Below are 18088 nucleotides of genomic sequence, written 5' to 3' on the forward strand. Positions count from 1 at the left end.
CTCAAAAAATGGAACATTACGGGTTCTTTAAAAAATAACGGTAGGCGGTTTTTCGCTTTTTTATGGAGAATCAAAAGATTGGGACACCGCATTTGTTACAATCAGATGCCATGGCGGCGTTGTCCATCTACCGTAATTTATCCATTGTAACCAAGCTTTTACCTCGGTTTTGACGGGCTTATACTTTATTTTTGCGATAATCGTTTTAGCATTAAAAAAAAGCCAATATATTTAGCCCAACCTAAAAAAATGTTCGCTTAATTTGTAATTAAAACGTTTTATCAAAACAGGGCACTTAAACAGTTTTATATTATTTAAGTCACATACCTTGTACAAAGCAAAACAATGAAACCAACAGGAGCTGCCTCAACCAACCAAAGCTATTTAAATGGCGGTTCCGCTACTATAAAAACAATTATAACTTTATGAAAAAGATCATGCTTGGCCTGATGGCCATCCCTGCCTTTTGCCTGTCGGTATCGGCACAAACTAAACTGTTCGACGGCAAAACCACCACAGGCTGGCACACTTATCTTAAAAAAGATGTTGTAGGCTGGAAAGTTGTTGACGGCACCTTACAACTCGACCCGAAAGCCGAAGGTCACGGCGATTTGGTTACCGATGGGGAATACGAAAACTACGAACTTAATATTGAGTGGAACATTAGCAAGGAAGGGAACAGCGGTATCATTTTCGGTGTGCACGAAGACCCTGAATTTAGCCAAACCTATTTGACCGGGTTGGAAATGCAGGTGCTTGATAATAAAGACGCAAGCGACAACAAAAAAGCCAATCACCTTGCGGGTTCATTATACGATATGAAAGCCCCGTCAAAAGATGTGGCTAAACCGGCCGGCGAATGGAACAAAGTTAAATTGCGTAAAAAAGATGGCCAGCTTACCTTTTGGCTTAACGGAACTAAAATTGTTGAAGTAAAAATAGGTAGCGATGAATGGAATCAACTGTTAAATGACAGTAAGTTTAAGACTTGGAAAGGTTTTGCTGCTTATCCTAAAGGCCACATTGCTTTGCAGGATCACGGTCACCTGGTTAGCTTCCGCAACATCAGCATTAAAGAGCTTTAATATTTTTATGAACAGGGTGCGGATATAGCGCCCTGTTCATATATTTATACCTTAACTTAAATTGTGTTTACATGCGCTGGCATGTATAATTTCCTCTCCGTATAAGAAAGAAGGATACTTTGATATAATATGAGCGATCTGCAAATTAAAAAATCATCAGCCACCTATGACGTGGTGATTGTTGGTTCGGGTGCCGGCGGGGGTATGGCCGGTTACGTTTTGGCCAACGCCGGTATAAAAGTTTTAATGCTTGAAGCCGGTGCTTACTTTGACCCTGCTAAAGATTCACAACAATTAAAATGGCCGTGGGAATCGCCGCGCCGTGGCGCCGGTACAACCCGCCCTTTCGGCGATTTTGATGCTGCTTTTGGCGGTTGGGAAATTGACGGCGAACCTTACACCACAAAAGACAAAACCGAGTTTTTCTGGTTCCGCTCGCGTATGCTGGGCGGCCGTACCAATCACTGGGGAAGAATCTCCTTAAGGATGGGCCCGCGTGATTTCCAGGCCAAAGATGGCCTTACCGACGATTGGCCAATCACCTATGATGATGTAAAACCTTACTATGACAAGGTTGACCGTATGATTGGTGTATATGGTACCAAAGAAGGTTTGGAGAATGAGCCGGATGGCATCTTCCTGCCTCCGCCAAAACCAAGGCTTAATGAGCTGTACATAGTAAAAGGCGCTCAAAAAGCAGGTGTAAAAATCATTCCGGGTCGTGGGTCTGTATTAACAGAAGCTTTACCTGGTAATAAAGACCGTGGCGCTTGTTTCTTCTGCGGGCAGTGCGGTCGTAGCTGTAAAGTGTACGGCGATTTCTCCGCTTCATCATGTTTGGTGATCCCTGCTCTTAAAACGGGTAACTTAAAAGTGATCACCAACGCCATGGTACGCGAGGTAATCACGAATGCCGAAGGCTTGGCTGTCGGTGTATCATACGTTAATAAAGAGGACCTACAAGAATACCAGGTAAATGCCAAAACAGTTATTCTTGGTGCGAGTGCCGGCGAATCAGCCAGGATCCTGCTTAACTCAAAATCTGCTCAGCATCCGGGCGGTTTGGCTAACAGCAGTGGTGTTGTTGGTCGTTATCTGCATGACTCAACCGGCTCAAGTGCGGGTGGTTTCCTTCCGGAGTTGATGGACCGCAAGCGTTACAATGAAGACGGCGTAGGCAGTGTGCATATTTACTCACCATGGTGGCTGGATAATAAAAAACTTGACTTCCCGCGTGGTTACCACATTGAATATGGCGGTGGTTTACACATGCCATCTTACGGTTTCAGCGGCGGCATCCAGAATATGAACGGCGTAGTGCCGGGTCGTGATGGTAAAATGAAAGAAGCCGGTGGTTACGGTGCATCATTAAAAGATGACTACCGTCGTTTTTATGGTACCCAGTTTGGTATGGCCGGCCGTGGTACTGCTATTGCCCGCTATGATAACTATTGCGAAATTGATCCTAACGTAGTCGATAAATACGGGATCCCTGTATTGCGTTTCCACTACAAATGGGCTCCTGATGAAATTAAACAGGCTAAGCACATGCAGGAAACCTTCCAGGAGATCATGCACAATATGGGCGGCGCTATATATGGCGGTCCGCAAGGCCCTGAAACCAATTATGGTTTAGAGGCTCCTGGTAAGATCATCCACGAGGTTGGTACTATCCGTATGGGTAACGATCCTAAAAAATCGGCCTTAAATAAATGGTGCCAGGCGCATGATTGTAAAAACCTGTTCGTGGTTGATGCGGCTCCATTTGTGCAGCAAGGCGACAAAAACGCAACCTGGACAATTTTGGCATTATCAATGCGTACCGCAGAATACATCATCCAGGAAAGAAAAAAATTAAACGTTTAACAAGCTAACATAACAATTTTATGAACAGACGTGACTCCCTTAAAGCTCTTGGCTTAGGAACACTTTCGGCAGGATTATTACTGGAGGCCTGTAAAACCGATACTAAAAAAGGCGCAGAAGAAGCAGTTGCCCCGGCAGCCGGCGACGAAACCGGTCGCCAGCCGTTTGAGGTTGAGCGTGATAAAAAGCTTCATGCCGATAAATTTTTTACCACTGCCGAGTTGGCTACCATCACGGTACTGGCTGATATTATTATTCCAAAGGATGAAAAATCGGGTAGTGCATCTGATGCCAAGGTGCCCGATTTTATCGAATTTATAGTGAAAGATATGCCAGATCACCAAACCCCGATGCGCGGTGGTTTGCGCTGGCTCGATCTGCAATGCCTTAACCGTTTCGGTAAGCCATTTACAGATTGCACTAAAGATCAGCAGATCCAGCTAATTGATATGATCGCTTACCCGAACAAAGCAAAACCAGAAATGGCCCAGGGTGTAGCTTTTTTTAACCGCATGCGTGACCTTACCGCATCGGGCTTTTTCACCAGCGAAATTGGTGTGAAAGATATTGGCTACGCTGGTAACCAACCCGGCAAATGGACAGGTGTACCTGATGATATCTTGAAGCATTACGGTATGGAAAATGTAAAAGCTTCCGCTTCGATGTAAAAAGCCTCTCGTCATTGCGAGGTACGAAGCAATCCCCGATTAGCAGAGCCGCTCTGTATAGTTTGGGATTGCTTCGTGCCTCGCAATGACGTTTTTTATTCTTGCGTTTTCCGGATTTTTTACTTCAACTCCCATGCCCCTACCCCCAACGCAGGCAAATTAACCGCCAGCTTCCCCTCTTTTACAACCGGTTTTACATTGCCTATAATAACAACGGAATTTCCGTTAGTGTCAATAGTCGTCCCCGTTTCTTTGTCCGATAGATTTATCGCTACAAGTATAGTTTGCCCGGCATCCTTCCTTAAAAACGTAAATACATGGTCATTATCATTGCTGATAGTTTTGTAGCTGCCATCAACAAAAGCCGGGTTTGCTTTGCGGATAGCGATCATCTGCTTGTAGTAGTTCCATAACGAATTGGGGTCCTGTTTTTCTTCTTCCAGGGAGATTCCATCATTAGGTTTATCATTATTAAACTGATCTTTCCATGGTCCTGTTTGTTTATACCATAGGGCCATGCCTTTCCCGGTATCGCTTTTGTACCATTCAAAAGCCTCTCTGTCGGGGATCTCATTGGCATCAGTTGCGCCGAAGTTTGCCGAAGTGCCGGTCATGCCCAATTCCTGGCCGTAGTAAATAGAGGGGATGCCGCCCATCAGCAGGTTAAAAGCACAGCCCACTTTCAATTTTGCTAAATCTCCTTTTACAGCGGAGTCGAACCGGGGTACATCGTGATTCTCAATAAAAACCACTTGCTGCTTACCGGGCGGCAGCATAGCCAGCGTGGAATCGGCATTGGCCAAAAGCAGTTTTTTATCAAACGACCGGATAGCAAAACAAAGCCGCAAACCGAATACCCGGTCAACGCCGCCGTGTTCCAGGTATTCGGTGCCGAGACTAAACCAGTTAGCTTGCTCTGCAACGATATTTATTTTAGGATTAATCGCCCGGAGTTTGGTCAATAATGGGTTCCAGAAAGTGTCAAATAAATGCGGGAGTCGGCCTTTGTTATCCAGATCGTCCATCATATGATCGAGCCGGAAACCATCTACCCCGTCATCAAATTTACCATCGCCGTTAGGGTCTATCCAGTAGCTGAACAGTTTTAAATTATAAGCCTTTGAGGCCTCACTGTTAAGATTAGCAGTTGTTATTTTACGCGTTACGCTGTCATATCCTTTTAGTCCGGTGAGGTTGTATACTATGGTCGATGGCTTTTTGTTGTCCTTATCATCCCATAAAATATAATCGCTGTACGGCGATTGGGGATTGCCGAAAGCTTCCTTCCACCAGTGGGAATCCTCAGTAACATACTGGGTTTCCATGTCCATATAAAATTTCATGCCCCGACGGTGCAGCTCTTTGATCAGTTTAAGATAGTCGGCAAGAGAGCCATATTTAGGGTCGATCTTTTCAAAATCGATGGCGAAATAATTGTGGTAAAAAGCAGATTCATAAAGCGGGGTAAGCAATATGGATGTTATACCAAGTTCCTGCAAATAATCAAGTTTTTGGCGAATGCCGTTCAGGTCGCCATGATAATCGCCATTGCTGTCATAAAAGCTTCGCTGAAATATGTGGTAGATAATTTCGTTGTTGGCCGGCGCGCCGGGTTGGGCATTAACCCCGGAACAAATTAATCCAAACGATAAAGAGGCCAGGATAAAGAGTTTATTTGGTTTCATAGAGGTTATAACTGGAGCGTTAAAGTAACGTAAAGTGTTGATAGTTAACAATAACTACAAGTGTGAAAAAATGGCTTATTTTATCCTTTGGTGCTTTAAACGGATTGGTTGTAGGCACGAGAGCCCCGCCAGGGATAAGATAAGCCATTTTTTGGACAATTTGCTAAAGTTTTAAAAGGGGGTGTTGGCCTATTTTTGTTGTATAAGTTAAGCGTATTTTAGTGCGGCTAAAAAAAGTTAAGCTATATACAGCTATTATATGCAAATCCGTTTTAACGGCCTATGAAAAGTACTCAATATAAACCTCAATTATGGCAGTAACATGTAAGGCCGCTGTTGCCAATGGTAAGGGGGGCTTTTCTGTACAGGATATCGTAGTGAACGAACCGAAGGATGATGAAGTGCTGGTGAAAATAAAGGCAGCCGGCCTTTGCCATACCGATCATGACTCGCTAAACTGGGGGAAACAACTCATTATAGGGCATGAAGGTGCCGGCATTGTGATTTCGGTTGGGAAAAATGTTAGCAGTGTATTACCCGGCGATAAGGTGATCTTGAACTGGGCCATGCATTGCGGCAAATGCTTTCAGTGCCTTGAGGGCAATCAGCATTTGTGTGAAGTAGCCTCGCCGGTTGCAGCCGGCGGCAATGGCTACACTCCCGGACATGCCGATCTTGAGGGTACAACACTTAACGGCGAACCTATTTTGAGGTCTTTCAATATTGGCACTATTGCCGAATATACGTTGGTAAAAGAGTCGGCAGTGGTAAAAAACACATCGGAAACCATGTCGTTCCCGGCTGCAAGTATTATCAGTTGCGGCGTAATGACAGGCTATGGATCGGTTGTAAACGCCGCTAAACTAAAGGCGGGTTCATCTGCTGTGGTGCTGGGTACCGGCGGCGTTGGCCTTAATGTGATACAGGGTGCAAAAGTTGCCGGAGCCGGGAAGATCATCGCCATCGATATTAATCCCACGCGACTTGAAATGGCTGTCAAGTTTGGTGCAACCCATACTATTTTAGCTACCAAAGAAGACATCGGCCTGCTCAAAGCAGCCGAAGAAGTAAAGAAGCTTACAGACGGCCGCGGTGCCGATTATGCTTTTGAATGTACCGCGATACCTGAGTTGGGCGCCGCCCCTTTAGCTATGGTGCGTAATGCCGGCACGGCAGTGCAGGTAAGTGGTATTGAACAGGATATCACTATTGATATGCGCCTTTTTGAATGGGATAAAATTTATATCAATCCGCTTTATGGAAAATGCCGCCCGCAAACTGATTTCCCCGAGATAGTACAGCACTACGCCAGCGGGCACTTATTACTTGAAGAAATGATTACACGTACATATTCTATAAACGAACTGGATAACGCTTTTGACGACATGCTGAAAGGCAGAAACGCTAAAGGTGTTATCGTGTTCGACTAAAAAGCCCATGCCATTTAAGACAACAGAAATTTCCAATCCGCAATATGAAAGTAATCAGCTACGGTTTATAACTGTAAAAACCCCCAATTTAAAAGGCAGGGGTGATATTTGCGTATACGTTCCGCCGGGGGCCAATAAAGGCGAGGTTTTGCCCATTGTAATATTGCTGCACGGGGTATATGGCAGCGCATGGAGCTGGGCCATGAGCGCAGGCGTGCATTTAAAAACCGATGAGCTTATTCAAAAAAGCGAATTGCCAAGAATGATACTGGCCATGCCGTCTGACGGGCTTTGGGGCGATGGCTCGGGCTATTTGCCGCATAGCGGCTTTAACTTTGAACAATGGATAGCCGAGGATGTGCCTATGGCCGTAATGGAAAATATTCCCGGTGCAAAACAAAATTCGCCGTTGTTTATAGCTGGCCTTTCTATGGGGGGCTTTGGCGCTTTAAGGATAGGCGCAAAATACGGGTATAAGTTTAAGGCCATTGCAGGCCTTTCCTCCATAACAAGCCTGCCGCAGATCAAGCTTTTTGCCGGCGAGCCTCTGAAAACCTATGCTCAGGACATCGTGGCCGATGAAGATGTGTTTGCAACATTTAAAAAGTACAGGGATCAGTTACCCCCGGTTCGTTTTGATTGCGGTAATAATGACCTGCTCATCAATTACAACCGCGACCTGCATAAAAAACTGGAAAAGGAGAAGATCCCGCATATTTATGAAGAAAACCCCGGCGGGCACGAGTGGTTGTACTGGGGAAAGCATATTTTATCAACCCTTAAGTTTTTTGCCAGTAAGCTGTAGCTAAGGCCGTTAATATAAACTAACCGTTGGGTTATAATGTGCGAATATCATTATTTTGTCAGTTTTGATTAGTCGAATATACCATTATCACTATTAGCAACGTTTATCTACTTTGTAGGTTAACGCCTGCAAATAGTGATAAGGTTTAGGTTTAAAGCCCCCAAGCAGCGAGTGCAAGGGGGCTTTTATTTTAAAAAATGCAGAAAAATTTACAAACAACAAGCTAATTCGTCCTGGGCCGTTTTATATATAACGAAGCATTTGTCAAAAACAATCATAGGGTCTGGGTGACAGATGATTGAAGCTACAAGTTGAAAGCATTCTACTTTCCATTACTAATTTACAAATTCGCGATAATGAGAGCTTTTTAGGATACTCTAACCTTTTCAAAATTCAAACCCGACATTTGTTCTTTTTGTATTATTTTTTTCAATTCCTCACTTACATAAATTGCTGATGGTATTTTCCACAAATTGCCGGGAGATGGTTTTGTGAATATCGTATATCTCTTAATTTTTGAATGCAAAAAGCATGGTACAATTATTCTATCTGTTCCTTTTATGAACATTGTTTTTTCAAAGTCTAAAACATCTAATGACTGCTTAAATCTCAACAAAAAATATATTCTCTGTTCATTATTGCCGTTTACCTTTACTGAAATCCAATCGACACCTTCATAGCCTGTTAATTTACTATCTATAGTCGCCTTGAGTTTTTCTGAAAACAAAGGTGTTGCGGAGTCATTGGGGAGATAATCTAACCAAATTTTATCTAATAAGCTTAGATCATCATCTCGTTTCAATCCGCCTTTGTCTACTGATAATTTAGATAATTTTAACCCGAAAGGTAATTCATTCATATTATCTAAATCGTTTATTAATTCATAAACAGATTTGGTTCCTTCCGGAGCAAACGCACTTGCCGTAGCCGTGCTATTATTTGGCCCTCCTAATAAAAAAAATGAGTTTATTATTGCCATACTGCTTTACGTAAAAGTTGTGAGGTTGTATTACTGGCTGCTTAAAATGTTTTGTTCAAATAAATAAATGTAAGAAAACATTCCTGTCTCCTCAAGCAACATTTGCTGCCGATTTCATCTCCTCAAAAACAAAATCGTGGTACACGTTTGGGAGGCTTGTTTTTCTTCCCGGCAGATATTGATCTTTCGCTTACTTTAGTTGCCTGTTTAATATCCCGAATGAACGATCTGAAGAAAGAATTACATCAGCTATGTGTTAACCATGTGCGTAAAATTATGGAGGCCATAGAGCTTGCCATTGCCGATGCGCAAAAGGCATCAACTGATGATACTAAAAGTAGTGCGGGTGATAAATATGAAACCGGGCGTGAAATGGCGCAGCAGGAAACCAACCGCAATATGGCCCAGCTAAATGAAGCCAACAAACTGCTGGTGGCCTTAAACCGGATAGGCACAACAGGAGTATCAGCAAATGCCGAGCCTGGCAGCGTGATAGTTACTAATAACGGTAATTTTTACCTTGCTATCAGTGCCGGGAGCTTGATGCATGATGGTAAAACGTATTTCGCGGTGTCGCCGGCATCGCCTGTGGGCAATATGCTGAACGGAAAAAAAGCCGGGGATGAGTTTACGCTGAATGGAAAATTATATAAAATAGAGTCGGTTGTTTAGGGGTTTGCGATAGATTTATCTTTGAAAAATAATTTTTTGTTACGTTAATATTAAAAAAATAAGGGTTAATCATTCTTTATATATTTATTTTACGAAAACACTATATTTTAAAAACAAAACGGATTGCCCTTTGTACTAACGTGTTGGCTTTTCTCATTTATTTCACCAAAAACGCGAAAAAAATAATTTTTTTTAAAATAAAAGCACTCATTCACATAAACATGCTGTAATCATCAAATATCTATTACTATATTTGATGTTAACAAAACGTGGGTAATTAACAAAGCATGCCCATTAAAAACTAAATATTAATGAACATATTCGTAGGAAGTCTTCCTTTTACTTTAGGGGAAGCCGATTTAAAACAGCTTTTCGAAGCTTATGGTGAGGTTAATTCCGTAAAAATTATTATTGACAGGGAATCAGGAAGAAGTAAAGGGTTCGGATTCATTGAGATGGCAGATGATGAGGCAGCTCAACAGGCTATAAGCAATCTAAACGGTTCTGAAGTTAAAGGAAGATCAATTGCAGTAAGCCAGGCAGAAGAGAAAAAACCAGGTGGTGATCGCAGGAGCAGTGGCGGTGGCTACGGTGGTGGTGGTAACCGTGGTGGCGGTGGTTATGGTGGTGGCGGTAACCGCGGCGGCGGTGGCGGCGGCTATTCAAGAGACAACCGTGGCGGCGGCGGCAAAAGCTGGTAAAAATATAACCTAAATTGAAATACCGGATCAAAGTACCCGGTATTTTAATTTAGATATTGCATCTGTAAATCTACCTTTCCGAAAAACTTTTTATTTAAGGATATTTTGCCTTACGCAAACTTCTATGTCCTGAAATTTCCTAAAAGATAGATTTTTATTATTGCATTTTTTGTGGTAGCCTCACCTCAAAGGTAGTACCCTTACCCGGTTTTGAATAGATGTTGATCGACCCTTTAAGGGTTTCAATCAGGTGTTTTACCAATGCCAGGCCAAAACCGAAGCCAGCCTCGCCGGTTGTTCCGTTTGAGGAAGTAGAATTTCCTTTCAGTATTTTTTCGATGCCTTTTTCGTCGATGCCAATTCCATTGTCTTTTATCTGGATTTGCAGGATACTGATGTGGTCATTTACTTCCAGGCTTAGGTCAACCTCAACAAAACCACCCTTTGGTGTAAACTTTATCGAATTTGAGATCAGGTTGCCGGTTATTTGTAGCAGTTTATTTCTGGCAAACGGGATCTGTTCCGATTCGGACGAGGTTTTAACTGTAAGCAAAATACTTTTGTTGCGGGCCTGTGGGATAAATAGCCTTTCAATTTTATCTTTAAATATCAGCAAGTTAAATTCGGCCCCGTTAGCTATGGGTTTGTGGTCTTTTTTGTCGGCACTCAGGATCTCATCTGCAAGCTCCAGGATAGACCGACCGCTTTTATGGATCAGGTTTATAAATTCAAGCACCTCTTCTATCTGATTGTCTTCTCCCTGTTCACTGATGAGTTGGGCGAGACCTATAATACCGCTTAATGGTCCGCGGATATCATGCGCTACCTTCTTTTGGGTTTCGTTGGCTTCTGAAAGCTTATTTTTTAGTTTGTCAATTACTTTCAGGTCTTTTAACCGGTTCACTATTTCATCGGCAATGATCTTTAAAAGTTCAACCTTTTCGGGCGTAAGCTCCTTAACGTTTTTATCAAGTACACATAGGGCACCAATATTATGATCATCGCTTACTTTGAGCGGTATACCGTAATAATATCTGAGTTTTGGCTCGTCGGTAACATAAAACTTATCCTTAAAACGTTCGTCATTTCGGAGGTCTTCCACCTCAAAGTACTCACCATTTACAATAGTATACTGGCAAACCGAATCCTCGCGGGGCATTTGTTCAATTTCCAGTCCGTGGCCGCTGATACTCCATTGGGTATAAGAGTCAATGAGGTTTACAAGCGAGATCTCGGTGCCGGTAACTTTGGCCGCCAGCTTGGCCAGGTCCTTAAAACTGTCTTTGTGTTCGGCATAATCGAGGTCAAATTCCGACAGGCTTAAGAGCCTTTCCATTTCGTTATCAGGAATTGGTGGGACAGGCATATTAAATATATATTAGTAATTATTATATACGTGTTATTGCTCGATAAGGTTCTACGGGCAATAGCACGTATGCATTAAATTTTAAGTAATTGTATGTTACATTATCATAAATTTATGCCGGTTAATCACATTGGCCTGACAACTGAAACTCTGTTGTCAGCGTATTTGTTTTAAAATGCACATCAGCTTTTAATTAACGTAAAACTTTCACCCATGAAAAAACTACTTCTATTAACACTATTTATTGGTTTGACTACTATAAGCTTTGCTCAACGCAAAGTAGTTTGCTGTAGTAATCCATCGGCAACGCAACAGTTTGCCATGCTGGCTTCTAACCCGCAATTTAAAATGTCGCACAAAAATCCTTTGCCTATCCGCTTTCAAAGCAGTATTGGTGAAGCTATCACTTACAAAACATCCGACGGAAAACAGGCGTCGGCTTTTTTTATGAAGGCTAAAAAGCCAACTAACAATTATTTATTGGTGATACATGAATGGTGGGGCCTTAATGATTATGTAAAAAAGGAATCGGAAAAGCTATATAATGACCTGGGTAATATTAATATCATCGATCTTGACCTTTATGACGGCAAAGTGGCAACCACCCGTGAAGATGCAGGCAAATTTATGCAGGCCGTAAATGACGACAGGGCGCGTGCTATTGTAAACGGGGCCATTGCTTATGCCGGGGCCAACGCGCATATTGCTACTATTGGCTGGTGCTTTGGCGGCGGCTGGAGCCTGCAAACCAGTTTGCTTGCAGGTAAAAAAGCTGTGGCTTGTGTAATGTACTACGGGATGCCCGAGCAGGACGTTAATAAGCTAAAAGCCCTAAACGCCGACGTGCTGGGGAACTTTGCCAATAAAGACCAGTGGATCAACCCAAAGGTGGTGGCCAAATTTGATACTGACATGAAAGCTGCCGGGAAGAAAGTTTACCTGCACCAGTATGATGCCGACCATGGTTTTGCAAACCCAAGCAATCCTATTTATAACAGCGATGCTACCAAAGATGCATATGCAAATACATTAGTGTTTTTAAAAGCACGATTGAAGTAAACAAAACTAACCGTGTAGTGTTGTATGGGGCAAGCTTTGGCATGCCCCATTTTTTTGTAACATTGCATAAAATTTATCTACTTGACACGTTCTGCAAAAAAGGTTGTTTCGTATCTTCTTAAGGCCGGTATATTAATTGTTGCAGGGTGGTTTATTTACCGGCAGTTCAATAAAAAGAATAACGACCTAAAGCAGTTTGAGCATTTCGCATCGCAAATAAGTACCACCCATGTTGTTATTGTGATGGGGCTGGTTGTTTTATTAATGTTTTTGAACTGGTTCCTGGAAGCGCTTAAGTGGCGCTATGTAACCAAAACATTGATCAATATTAGTTTGTGGGAAGCTGTTGAAGCTGTTTTTTGCGGGCTTACCTGGGCGGTAACCACACCTAACAGGCTGGGCGAATACGGAGGTCGTGTTATGTTTTTACCTCCCCGCAAACGTGTTCCCGGTATTTTTGCTATGGGCGTAGGTTCATTTAGCCAGGGCTCGGTTACCAATGTTTTGGGGGTAATAGCCATGGTGTGGTTTGTTGCCAATTACATCCATACTAATTTGGCGCTGGCCTGGAGCGTAACGGCTGTTTGCGCAATCATCGTAGCTATGCAGCTGGTATTTTATTTTAATATAAACTGGGCTGTTGCTTTGCTTGACAGGGTTCCCTTCATCAAAAAATATCACCGCTTTTTTGAAGTAATGGGGCGGTATCATACTCATGAGCTTATCAAGATCATGGGCTTTAGTATAGCCCGTTACCTTACCTTTTCGTTTCAGTATTTCCTGGTGTTTCAGATGCTGGTACCGGGCATGAATATTGGGGCTATGATGATGATGCTGACGTTGTTTTTCCTGGTATCGTCTGCTATCCCATCGCTTGATCTTTTTGATATCGGCGTACGCGGTTTTACTGCTTCGCACCTGTTTGTGTACGTAACAGATCAAAATATTGCCGTAATAGCCGGCGTATCGTCAATATGGCTTATTAATTTATTTATTCCTGCTATTTTAGGATCGTTGTTCGTTTTAAAACTCAAATTCTTTGACCGCGCTGATTAGTATTATTTCGTTATTTTCCATCGGGCTTTATGCGCTGTTGCTCATTTATCTGCGGATTGGCTGGGCAAAGGTAACGATGCCCCCCGTTGTTGCCGATTCGGTCAACACTAAAGTGACTGTGCTTATTGCAGCCCGTAATGAGGAAGAAAAGATCCACCTTACTATTGAAGATATTTTAGCCCAGGATTATCCTAAACACCTGCTGGAGATAATTATTGTTGATGATCATTCAACGGATAATACCGCTGCCATCATCAGCAGCTATGCACCCCAAGGAGTAAAACTATTGAAACTTAGTCTTGGTGAAACATTTAACTCCTACAAGAAGAAGGCAATTGCCGAAGCTATTAAGCTTTCAACAGGTGAGCTGATGGTGGCAACAGATGCCGACTGCCGCATGGGTGATCAATGGCTGCGTACTATTGTCGGTTTCTATGAGCAGAATGACCTGGTGATGATCTCGTCGCCGGTAACATATTTCCAGGAGCAATCGGTATTTGAGCGCATGCAAACGCTCGATTTTTCATCGCTCATTGGTATGGGCGGTTCATTTTTAGGGCATGGTTTTGCGGCCACCTGTAACGGGGCAAATTTTGCTTATCGTAAAGATGTATTTTATGAAGTTGGCGGTTTTGCCGGTATCGATGAGCTGGCTTCGGGCGATGATGAACTTTTATTGCACAAGGTTGGAGAGCGTTATCCTGGCAGGATAGGCTTCTTGAAACGGCGCGAGGCAATTGTATATACCCATGCAAAGCCTAATTTGAAAGAGTTTATGCAGCAAAGGCGCCGCTGGGCATCAAAATCAACCAAGTACAAAAATAAAAAGATGGTGGCCTTTGCGCTCAGTATCTGGCTGTGCAATTTTATGCTGTTGCTTACAGCAATATTGGGGCTTTTCGATATCTATTTCCTGAAATTGTTTTTGCTTACCATCGGCATTAAATATGCGATAGACCTGTTATACATGACACCGATCATGAACTTCCTAAAACGGCGCGAACTGTTATTGTATGTAAGCTTTGTTCTGCCGCTTAATATCCTTTATTTCGTTCTCATCGGCTTTTTGGGAAAAAACAAAAAGTACGCCTGGAAGGGCAGGATGGTTAAGTAAGCTATAATTAAGCTAAAAGCCGAAGGCTGAAAGCATACAGCTACCAAACGTCGGTATAGGAAATCTGCTCCGGACTTGTAAAAGGTTATGTGCTTTGAGCCTTAAGCTCCTAAAATAGCTTTAAGCATTTTGCTTTTAGCTCCCCAAAGTGCTTTTGGCTTTCGGCGTTCTGCTTTTAGCTCCCCAAAGTGCTCTCGGCTTCATAATGCGTTTGTAAAGAAAACAGCCATTATTGTTAATTGTACCTATTTAAGCGATATTTAGCCAATGCACATGAACTGTTAACACATTGGCCGAAATTACACCAGCAAAACGCACCTGGCTTGTTTTTAAGCGCAATAAAATTGCTGTAGGCGGGCTGGCATTTATCCTGCTTACCTTGCTTGTTGCCATACTGGGCTATCTTATCATGCCCGATGATACTGCCCTGGCCAATAATATGATCATACAGCTCAGCATAAAAAAACCGGGATCAACTTACATGATGCTGAAGCTCCGGAAAACGGAACCTGTTGATACCGTAAATGTATTTGCCAGAATGCTGTACGGGCAGCCATCGTTTTATAAAGAAATCCCTATAACCGGCTATCATTTTGTTAAAGATTCCATTTATGTTAATGGTTACATTGGCGATGAAGATAAACCCGAAAAAAAGGCATTCAATATTTTTGAGGTGACGACCGGGCAAAAGCCTGTTTATAAAAATGGGAAGGTTACTCTTAACGATAACGGACAAGCGACTGTTATTGCAGCCACAGAGGCTGTTTATAAGAATTTTGAAAACAGGATCAGGAAAGAAAATATCGGTGTTAAGACTTTTTGGCTTGGTACCGATGGTTATGGCCGGGATATGCTGAGCCGCCTGCTGCTGGGAACCCGCATCTCGCTCGCGGTAGGCCTGATGTCGGTTATTATCAGCATGCTACTTGGTGTAACCGTGGGCGCGATAGCCGGTTATTTTGGCGGTTGGGTAGATGCATCGTTAAGCTGGCTGATGAATATTTTATGGGCGCTGCCTGCATTGTTACTGGTAATAGCGATATCATTTGCGTTAGGTAAAGGGTTGTGGCAAATATTTATAGCCGTTGGCCTATCCATGTGGGTTGAGGTTGCCCGCCTGGTACGTGGCCAGGTAATGGGCCTTAAGCAAGTAGAATATATTGAAGCTGCAAGGGCTTTGGGTTTTAGTAACAAGCGTATTATAGCCAAACATATTTTACCCAATATAACCGGCCCCATACTGGTATTGGCATCATCAAATTTTGCATCAGCCATACTTTTAGAAGCAGGGCTTAGCTTTTTGGGGTTTGGCGCACAGCCTCCTACCCCAACCTGGGGAGGCATGATCAAAGAACACTATGGTTATATTGTTATGGATTCGGCATTTTTAGCTGTAATTCCGGGCATGGCAATTATGCTGCTGGTGTATGCTTTTAACCTGGTTACGGTTGGTCTGCGCGATGCCTTTGATATTAAATCACAAAGTACTCGTATTTAAAAATTATTTCTTCTATTTTAGTCAGCGGACTTATATCAATATGCTGAATATAGACGACGGTTCCGGCGAAGACGAATTGATCAGGCTTTTGCTCAAACGGCAGTCGGAATTAAATTCTTTATTGGAAATTACGCGGGCGATAAATAAAAACACCGCTACTCCTATCCTCATTCAAATGCTGGAAGTTATTCTGCAAAATTATTTGCAGGTGGGCAAACTGCGTTTTTTGATTGAGAAGGATACTAAGTTTGCTTGTATAGCCAAATACGGCGGTGATATTGAATCGTCGGTGGTGCTGGCCCGTGCCTGCAAAAAACTAAGTAAGGTTAAAGCCCCTACGGCCATAGCCGGGCACCGCGACCCAGTCCTCAAAAAATACAATTACTTTATCCCGGTATATCACAAAAGCAAAGCGCTTGCCTACGCCCTTATCGGCGACTTTAATACCTCGGGCGAGATGCTTAACAATGATCTCAATTTCATCCAAACGCTGATGAACGTGATCATTGTGGCTTTGGAGAATAAAAAACTTTTCCGCGAGCGCCTGCAGTCCGAGCGTTTTCAGCGCGAAATGGAACTTGCTGTAGAGGTGCAGAATATGCTGATCCCTATGCGGGAGCATAAAGACGATAGTGTGGAGATCGGCGCAAAATATCTTCCGCATCAAAACATCGGCGGCGATTATTTTGATTTTATCCGCCTTAATGAACATGAGTTTCTATGGTGTATTGCTGATGTATCGGGCAAGGGGATTTCTGCAGCATTGCTGATGGCCAACTTTCAGGCCAGTTTGCATGCCTGGGCAGCGGTTGATGGTGATTTGACCAGCATTGTTGACAGATTAAATAAAATTGTATTAAGCAACACCAAGGGCGAGCGGTTTATCACCTTGTTTCTTGCGCGTTATAATCAAAAAAAACGGCGGCTTAACTATATTAACGCGGGGCACAACCCAACCATACTTTATTCGGAAGGTGGTGCTATTCCGCTTAAGTTGGGAACCACGATGATCGGTGTTTTTGAAGATCTGCCTTTTTTAAACGAGGGCGAAGTTGATGTTGAGCCCGGCAGCCTGATTTTTAACTATACGGATGGGCTCATGGATTTTGAGTCGCCAAGCTCCAAAATATGGAACGAGGATAAATTACTTGATTTTGTGCTGGCACATGGCGAGCTCTCACCCGATAATTTTAACCAGGCTTTGATGGATTACCTGAACAATGTACATAAGAGCAAGCCAATTGATGATATTACCCTGCTTACGCTAAAGATTTTTTAATTTTAGATGTAGAGACGCATCACATGCGTCTGCCGGGTGCAAATCACGATAGGTTGCGCTATAAGAGCTTGTGCTAAGGGAGACGCATGTGATGTGTCTCTACCCAAAAAGGGCTGAAAATTATTTTAATCGGCCTTTAAAAATTCGTAAATCTCATTGTTGAAAAACTCATCATACTAATTGCTTCACTAACACGTTTACAACACTTATTATATTTGTCGGATGCTATCAGCCAGGTACCAGTATGAATTTTTGGAAGCAGGATGCGACGAAGCAGGGCGCGGGTGCCTTGCCGGGCCGGTTTTTGCCGCCGCGGTTATTTTGCCTCCCAACTTTAACCATCACCTCCTAAACGACTCCAAGCAGGTTACCGAAGAGATAAGATACCAGCTTCGTGCCGAGATAGAAGAAAAAGCCTTGGCTTATGCAGTAGCGTCTGTTGATAACCTGGAGATAGATGAGATCAACATCCTCAATGCATCATTCCTGGCTATGCATCGGGCCATCGAAAAACTACATCTTGAGCCCCAGTTTTTAATCATCGACGGTAATCGCTTTAAAAAATACCGGAGCATTCCGCACGAATGTATTATCAAGGGCGACGGGAAATATTTCAGTATAGCTGCAGCATCCATACTGGCTAAAACCTACCGTGATGATTATATGATGCAATTAGCAGCCGAACACCCAGAGTATGACTGGCATAGCAATAAAGGGTATCCAACTATCAAACATCGCGAAACGGTAATGAAGTTTGGTTTTACGCCCTATCACCGCCGTACCTTCAGAGTAAGCGACCCGCAGTTAAGTATTTTTTAATGAAGT

General features: G+C 43.0%; 16 protein-coding genes. 13 read left to right on the forward strand and 3 right to left on the reverse strand.

All coding sequences use genetic code 11. The features are described 5' to 3' along the window. Positions 1-425: 425 nt before the first annotated feature. From AC1DUD_RS18125 to AC1DUD_RS18135, 3 genes are all read left to right on the forward strand, one after another. A complete protein-coding gene (locus AC1DUD_RS18125; RefSeq protein WP_477376872.1) occupies positions 426-1085 on the forward strand; it encodes a 3-keto-disaccharide hydrolase in 660 nt (219 codons plus the stop codon). A gap of 129 nt (positions 1086-1214) precedes the next feature. Then, the gene (locus AC1DUD_RS18130; RefSeq protein ID WP_477376874.1) at positions 1215-2951 is read left to right on the forward strand and encodes a GMC family oxidoreductase; all 1737 of its coding nucleotides are present in this window, start codon (positions 1215-1217) and stop codon (positions 2949-2951) included. A 20-nt stretch (positions 2952-2971) separates the two neighbouring features. Then, complete coding sequence (locus AC1DUD_RS18135) at positions 2972-3619, forward strand: gluconate 2-dehydrogenase subunit 3 family protein (protein WP_477376876.1); 648 nt, start codon at positions 2972-2974, stop codon at positions 3617-3619. A 119-nt stretch (positions 3620-3738) separates the two neighbouring features. On the opposite strand, the gene AC1DUD_RS18140 is transcribed toward AC1DUD_RS18135, so the two are convergent. Beyond that, on the reverse strand, positions 3739-5304 hold the full coding sequence (locus tag AC1DUD_RS18140; protein ID WP_477376878.1) for an alpha-amylase family glycosyl hydrolase: 1566 nt from the start codon (positions 5302-5304) through the stop codon (positions 3739-3741). Positions 5305-5615: 311 nt separating this feature from the next. Between AC1DUD_RS18140 and AC1DUD_RS18145 the strand changes: the two genes are divergently transcribed. Both AC1DUD_RS18145 and AC1DUD_RS18150 read left to right on the forward strand, forming a co-directional pair. Beyond that, positions 5616-6734, forward strand: coding sequence for a Zn-dependent alcohol dehydrogenase (locus AC1DUD_RS18145; protein ID WP_477376880.1), 1119 nt, complete (start codon positions 5616-5618; stop codon positions 6732-6734). A 7-nt stretch (positions 6735-6741) separates the two neighbouring features. Continuing rightward, entirely contained in the window at positions 6742-7539 is a 798-nt protein-coding gene (locus tag AC1DUD_RS18150) for an alpha/beta hydrolase (protein WP_477376882.1), read from the forward strand. 367 nt (positions 7540-7906) lie between these two features. On the opposite strand, the gene AC1DUD_RS18155 is transcribed toward AC1DUD_RS18150, so the two are convergent. Then, positions 7907-8518, reverse strand: coding sequence for a hypothetical protein (locus tag AC1DUD_RS18155; RefSeq protein ID WP_477376884.1), 612 nt, complete (start codon positions 8516-8518; stop codon positions 7907-7909). A gap of 219 nt (positions 8519-8737) precedes the next feature. Here AC1DUD_RS18155 and AC1DUD_RS18160 point away from each other — a divergent pair, with 219 nt between their 5' ends. Together AC1DUD_RS18160 and AC1DUD_RS18165 are read left to right on the forward strand one after the other, a co-directional pair. Next, entirely contained in the window at positions 8738-9190 is a 453-nt protein-coding gene (locus tag AC1DUD_RS18160; RefSeq protein WP_477376886.1) for a 3-oxoacyl-ACP synthase, read from the forward strand. A 311-nt stretch (positions 9191-9501) separates the two neighbouring features. Beyond that, a complete protein-coding gene (locus AC1DUD_RS18165) occupies positions 9502-9891 on the forward strand; it encodes an RNA recognition motif domain-containing protein (protein WP_477376888.1) in 390 nt (129 codons plus the stop codon). Between the two features lie 157 nt (positions 9892-10048). Here AC1DUD_RS18165 and AC1DUD_RS18170 read toward each other — a convergent pair whose 3' ends face one another. Next, a complete protein-coding gene (locus AC1DUD_RS18170) occupies positions 10049-11257 on the reverse strand; it encodes a GAF domain-containing sensor histidine kinase (protein WP_477376890.1) in 1209 nt (402 codons plus the stop codon). A 213-nt stretch (positions 11258-11470) separates the two neighbouring features. On the opposite strand from AC1DUD_RS18170, the gene AC1DUD_RS18175 reads away from it, so the two are divergent. The 6 genes from AC1DUD_RS18175 to AC1DUD_RS18200 all read left to right on the forward strand — a co-directional run bounded on the left by AC1DUD_RS18175 (position 11471) and on the right by AC1DUD_RS18200 (position 18082). Then, positions 11471-12316 (forward strand): dienelactone hydrolase family protein, encoded by an 846-nt coding sequence (locus tag AC1DUD_RS18175; protein ID WP_477376892.1) that lies wholly within the window; start codon positions 11471-11473, stop codon positions 12314-12316. Positions 12317-12397: 81 nt separating this feature from the next. Further along, on the forward strand, positions 12398-13372 hold the full coding sequence (locus AC1DUD_RS18180) for a hypothetical protein (protein WP_477376894.1): 975 nt from the start codon (positions 12398-12400) through the stop codon (positions 13370-13372). Further along, a complete protein-coding gene (locus AC1DUD_RS18185) occupies positions 13356-14486 on the forward strand; it encodes a glycosyltransferase (protein ID WP_477376896.1) in 1131 nt (376 codons plus the stop codon). Before AC1DUD_RS18180 ends, AC1DUD_RS18185 begins: the two co-directional genes overlap by 17 nt. Before the next feature lie 289 nt (positions 14487-14775). Continuing rightward, the gene (locus tag AC1DUD_RS18190) at positions 14776-15984 is read left to right on the forward strand and encodes an ABC transporter permease (RefSeq protein ID WP_477376898.1); all 1209 of its coding nucleotides are present in this window, start codon (positions 14776-14778) and stop codon (positions 15982-15984) included. Positions 15985-16024: 40 nt separating this feature from the next. Then, on the forward strand, positions 16025-17263 hold the full coding sequence (locus AC1DUD_RS18195) for a PP2C family protein-serine/threonine phosphatase (RefSeq protein ID WP_121232228.1): 1239 nt from the start codon (positions 16025-16027) through the stop codon (positions 17261-17263). A gap of 222 nt (positions 17264-17485) precedes the next feature. After that, positions 17486-18082, forward strand: coding sequence for a ribonuclease HII (locus tag AC1DUD_RS18200; RefSeq protein ID WP_477376901.1), 597 nt, complete (start codon positions 17486-17488; stop codon positions 18080-18082). Positions 18083-18088 lie beyond the last annotated feature (6 nt).

This window comes from Mucilaginibacter sp. P4_A11 (assembly GCF_056402535.1).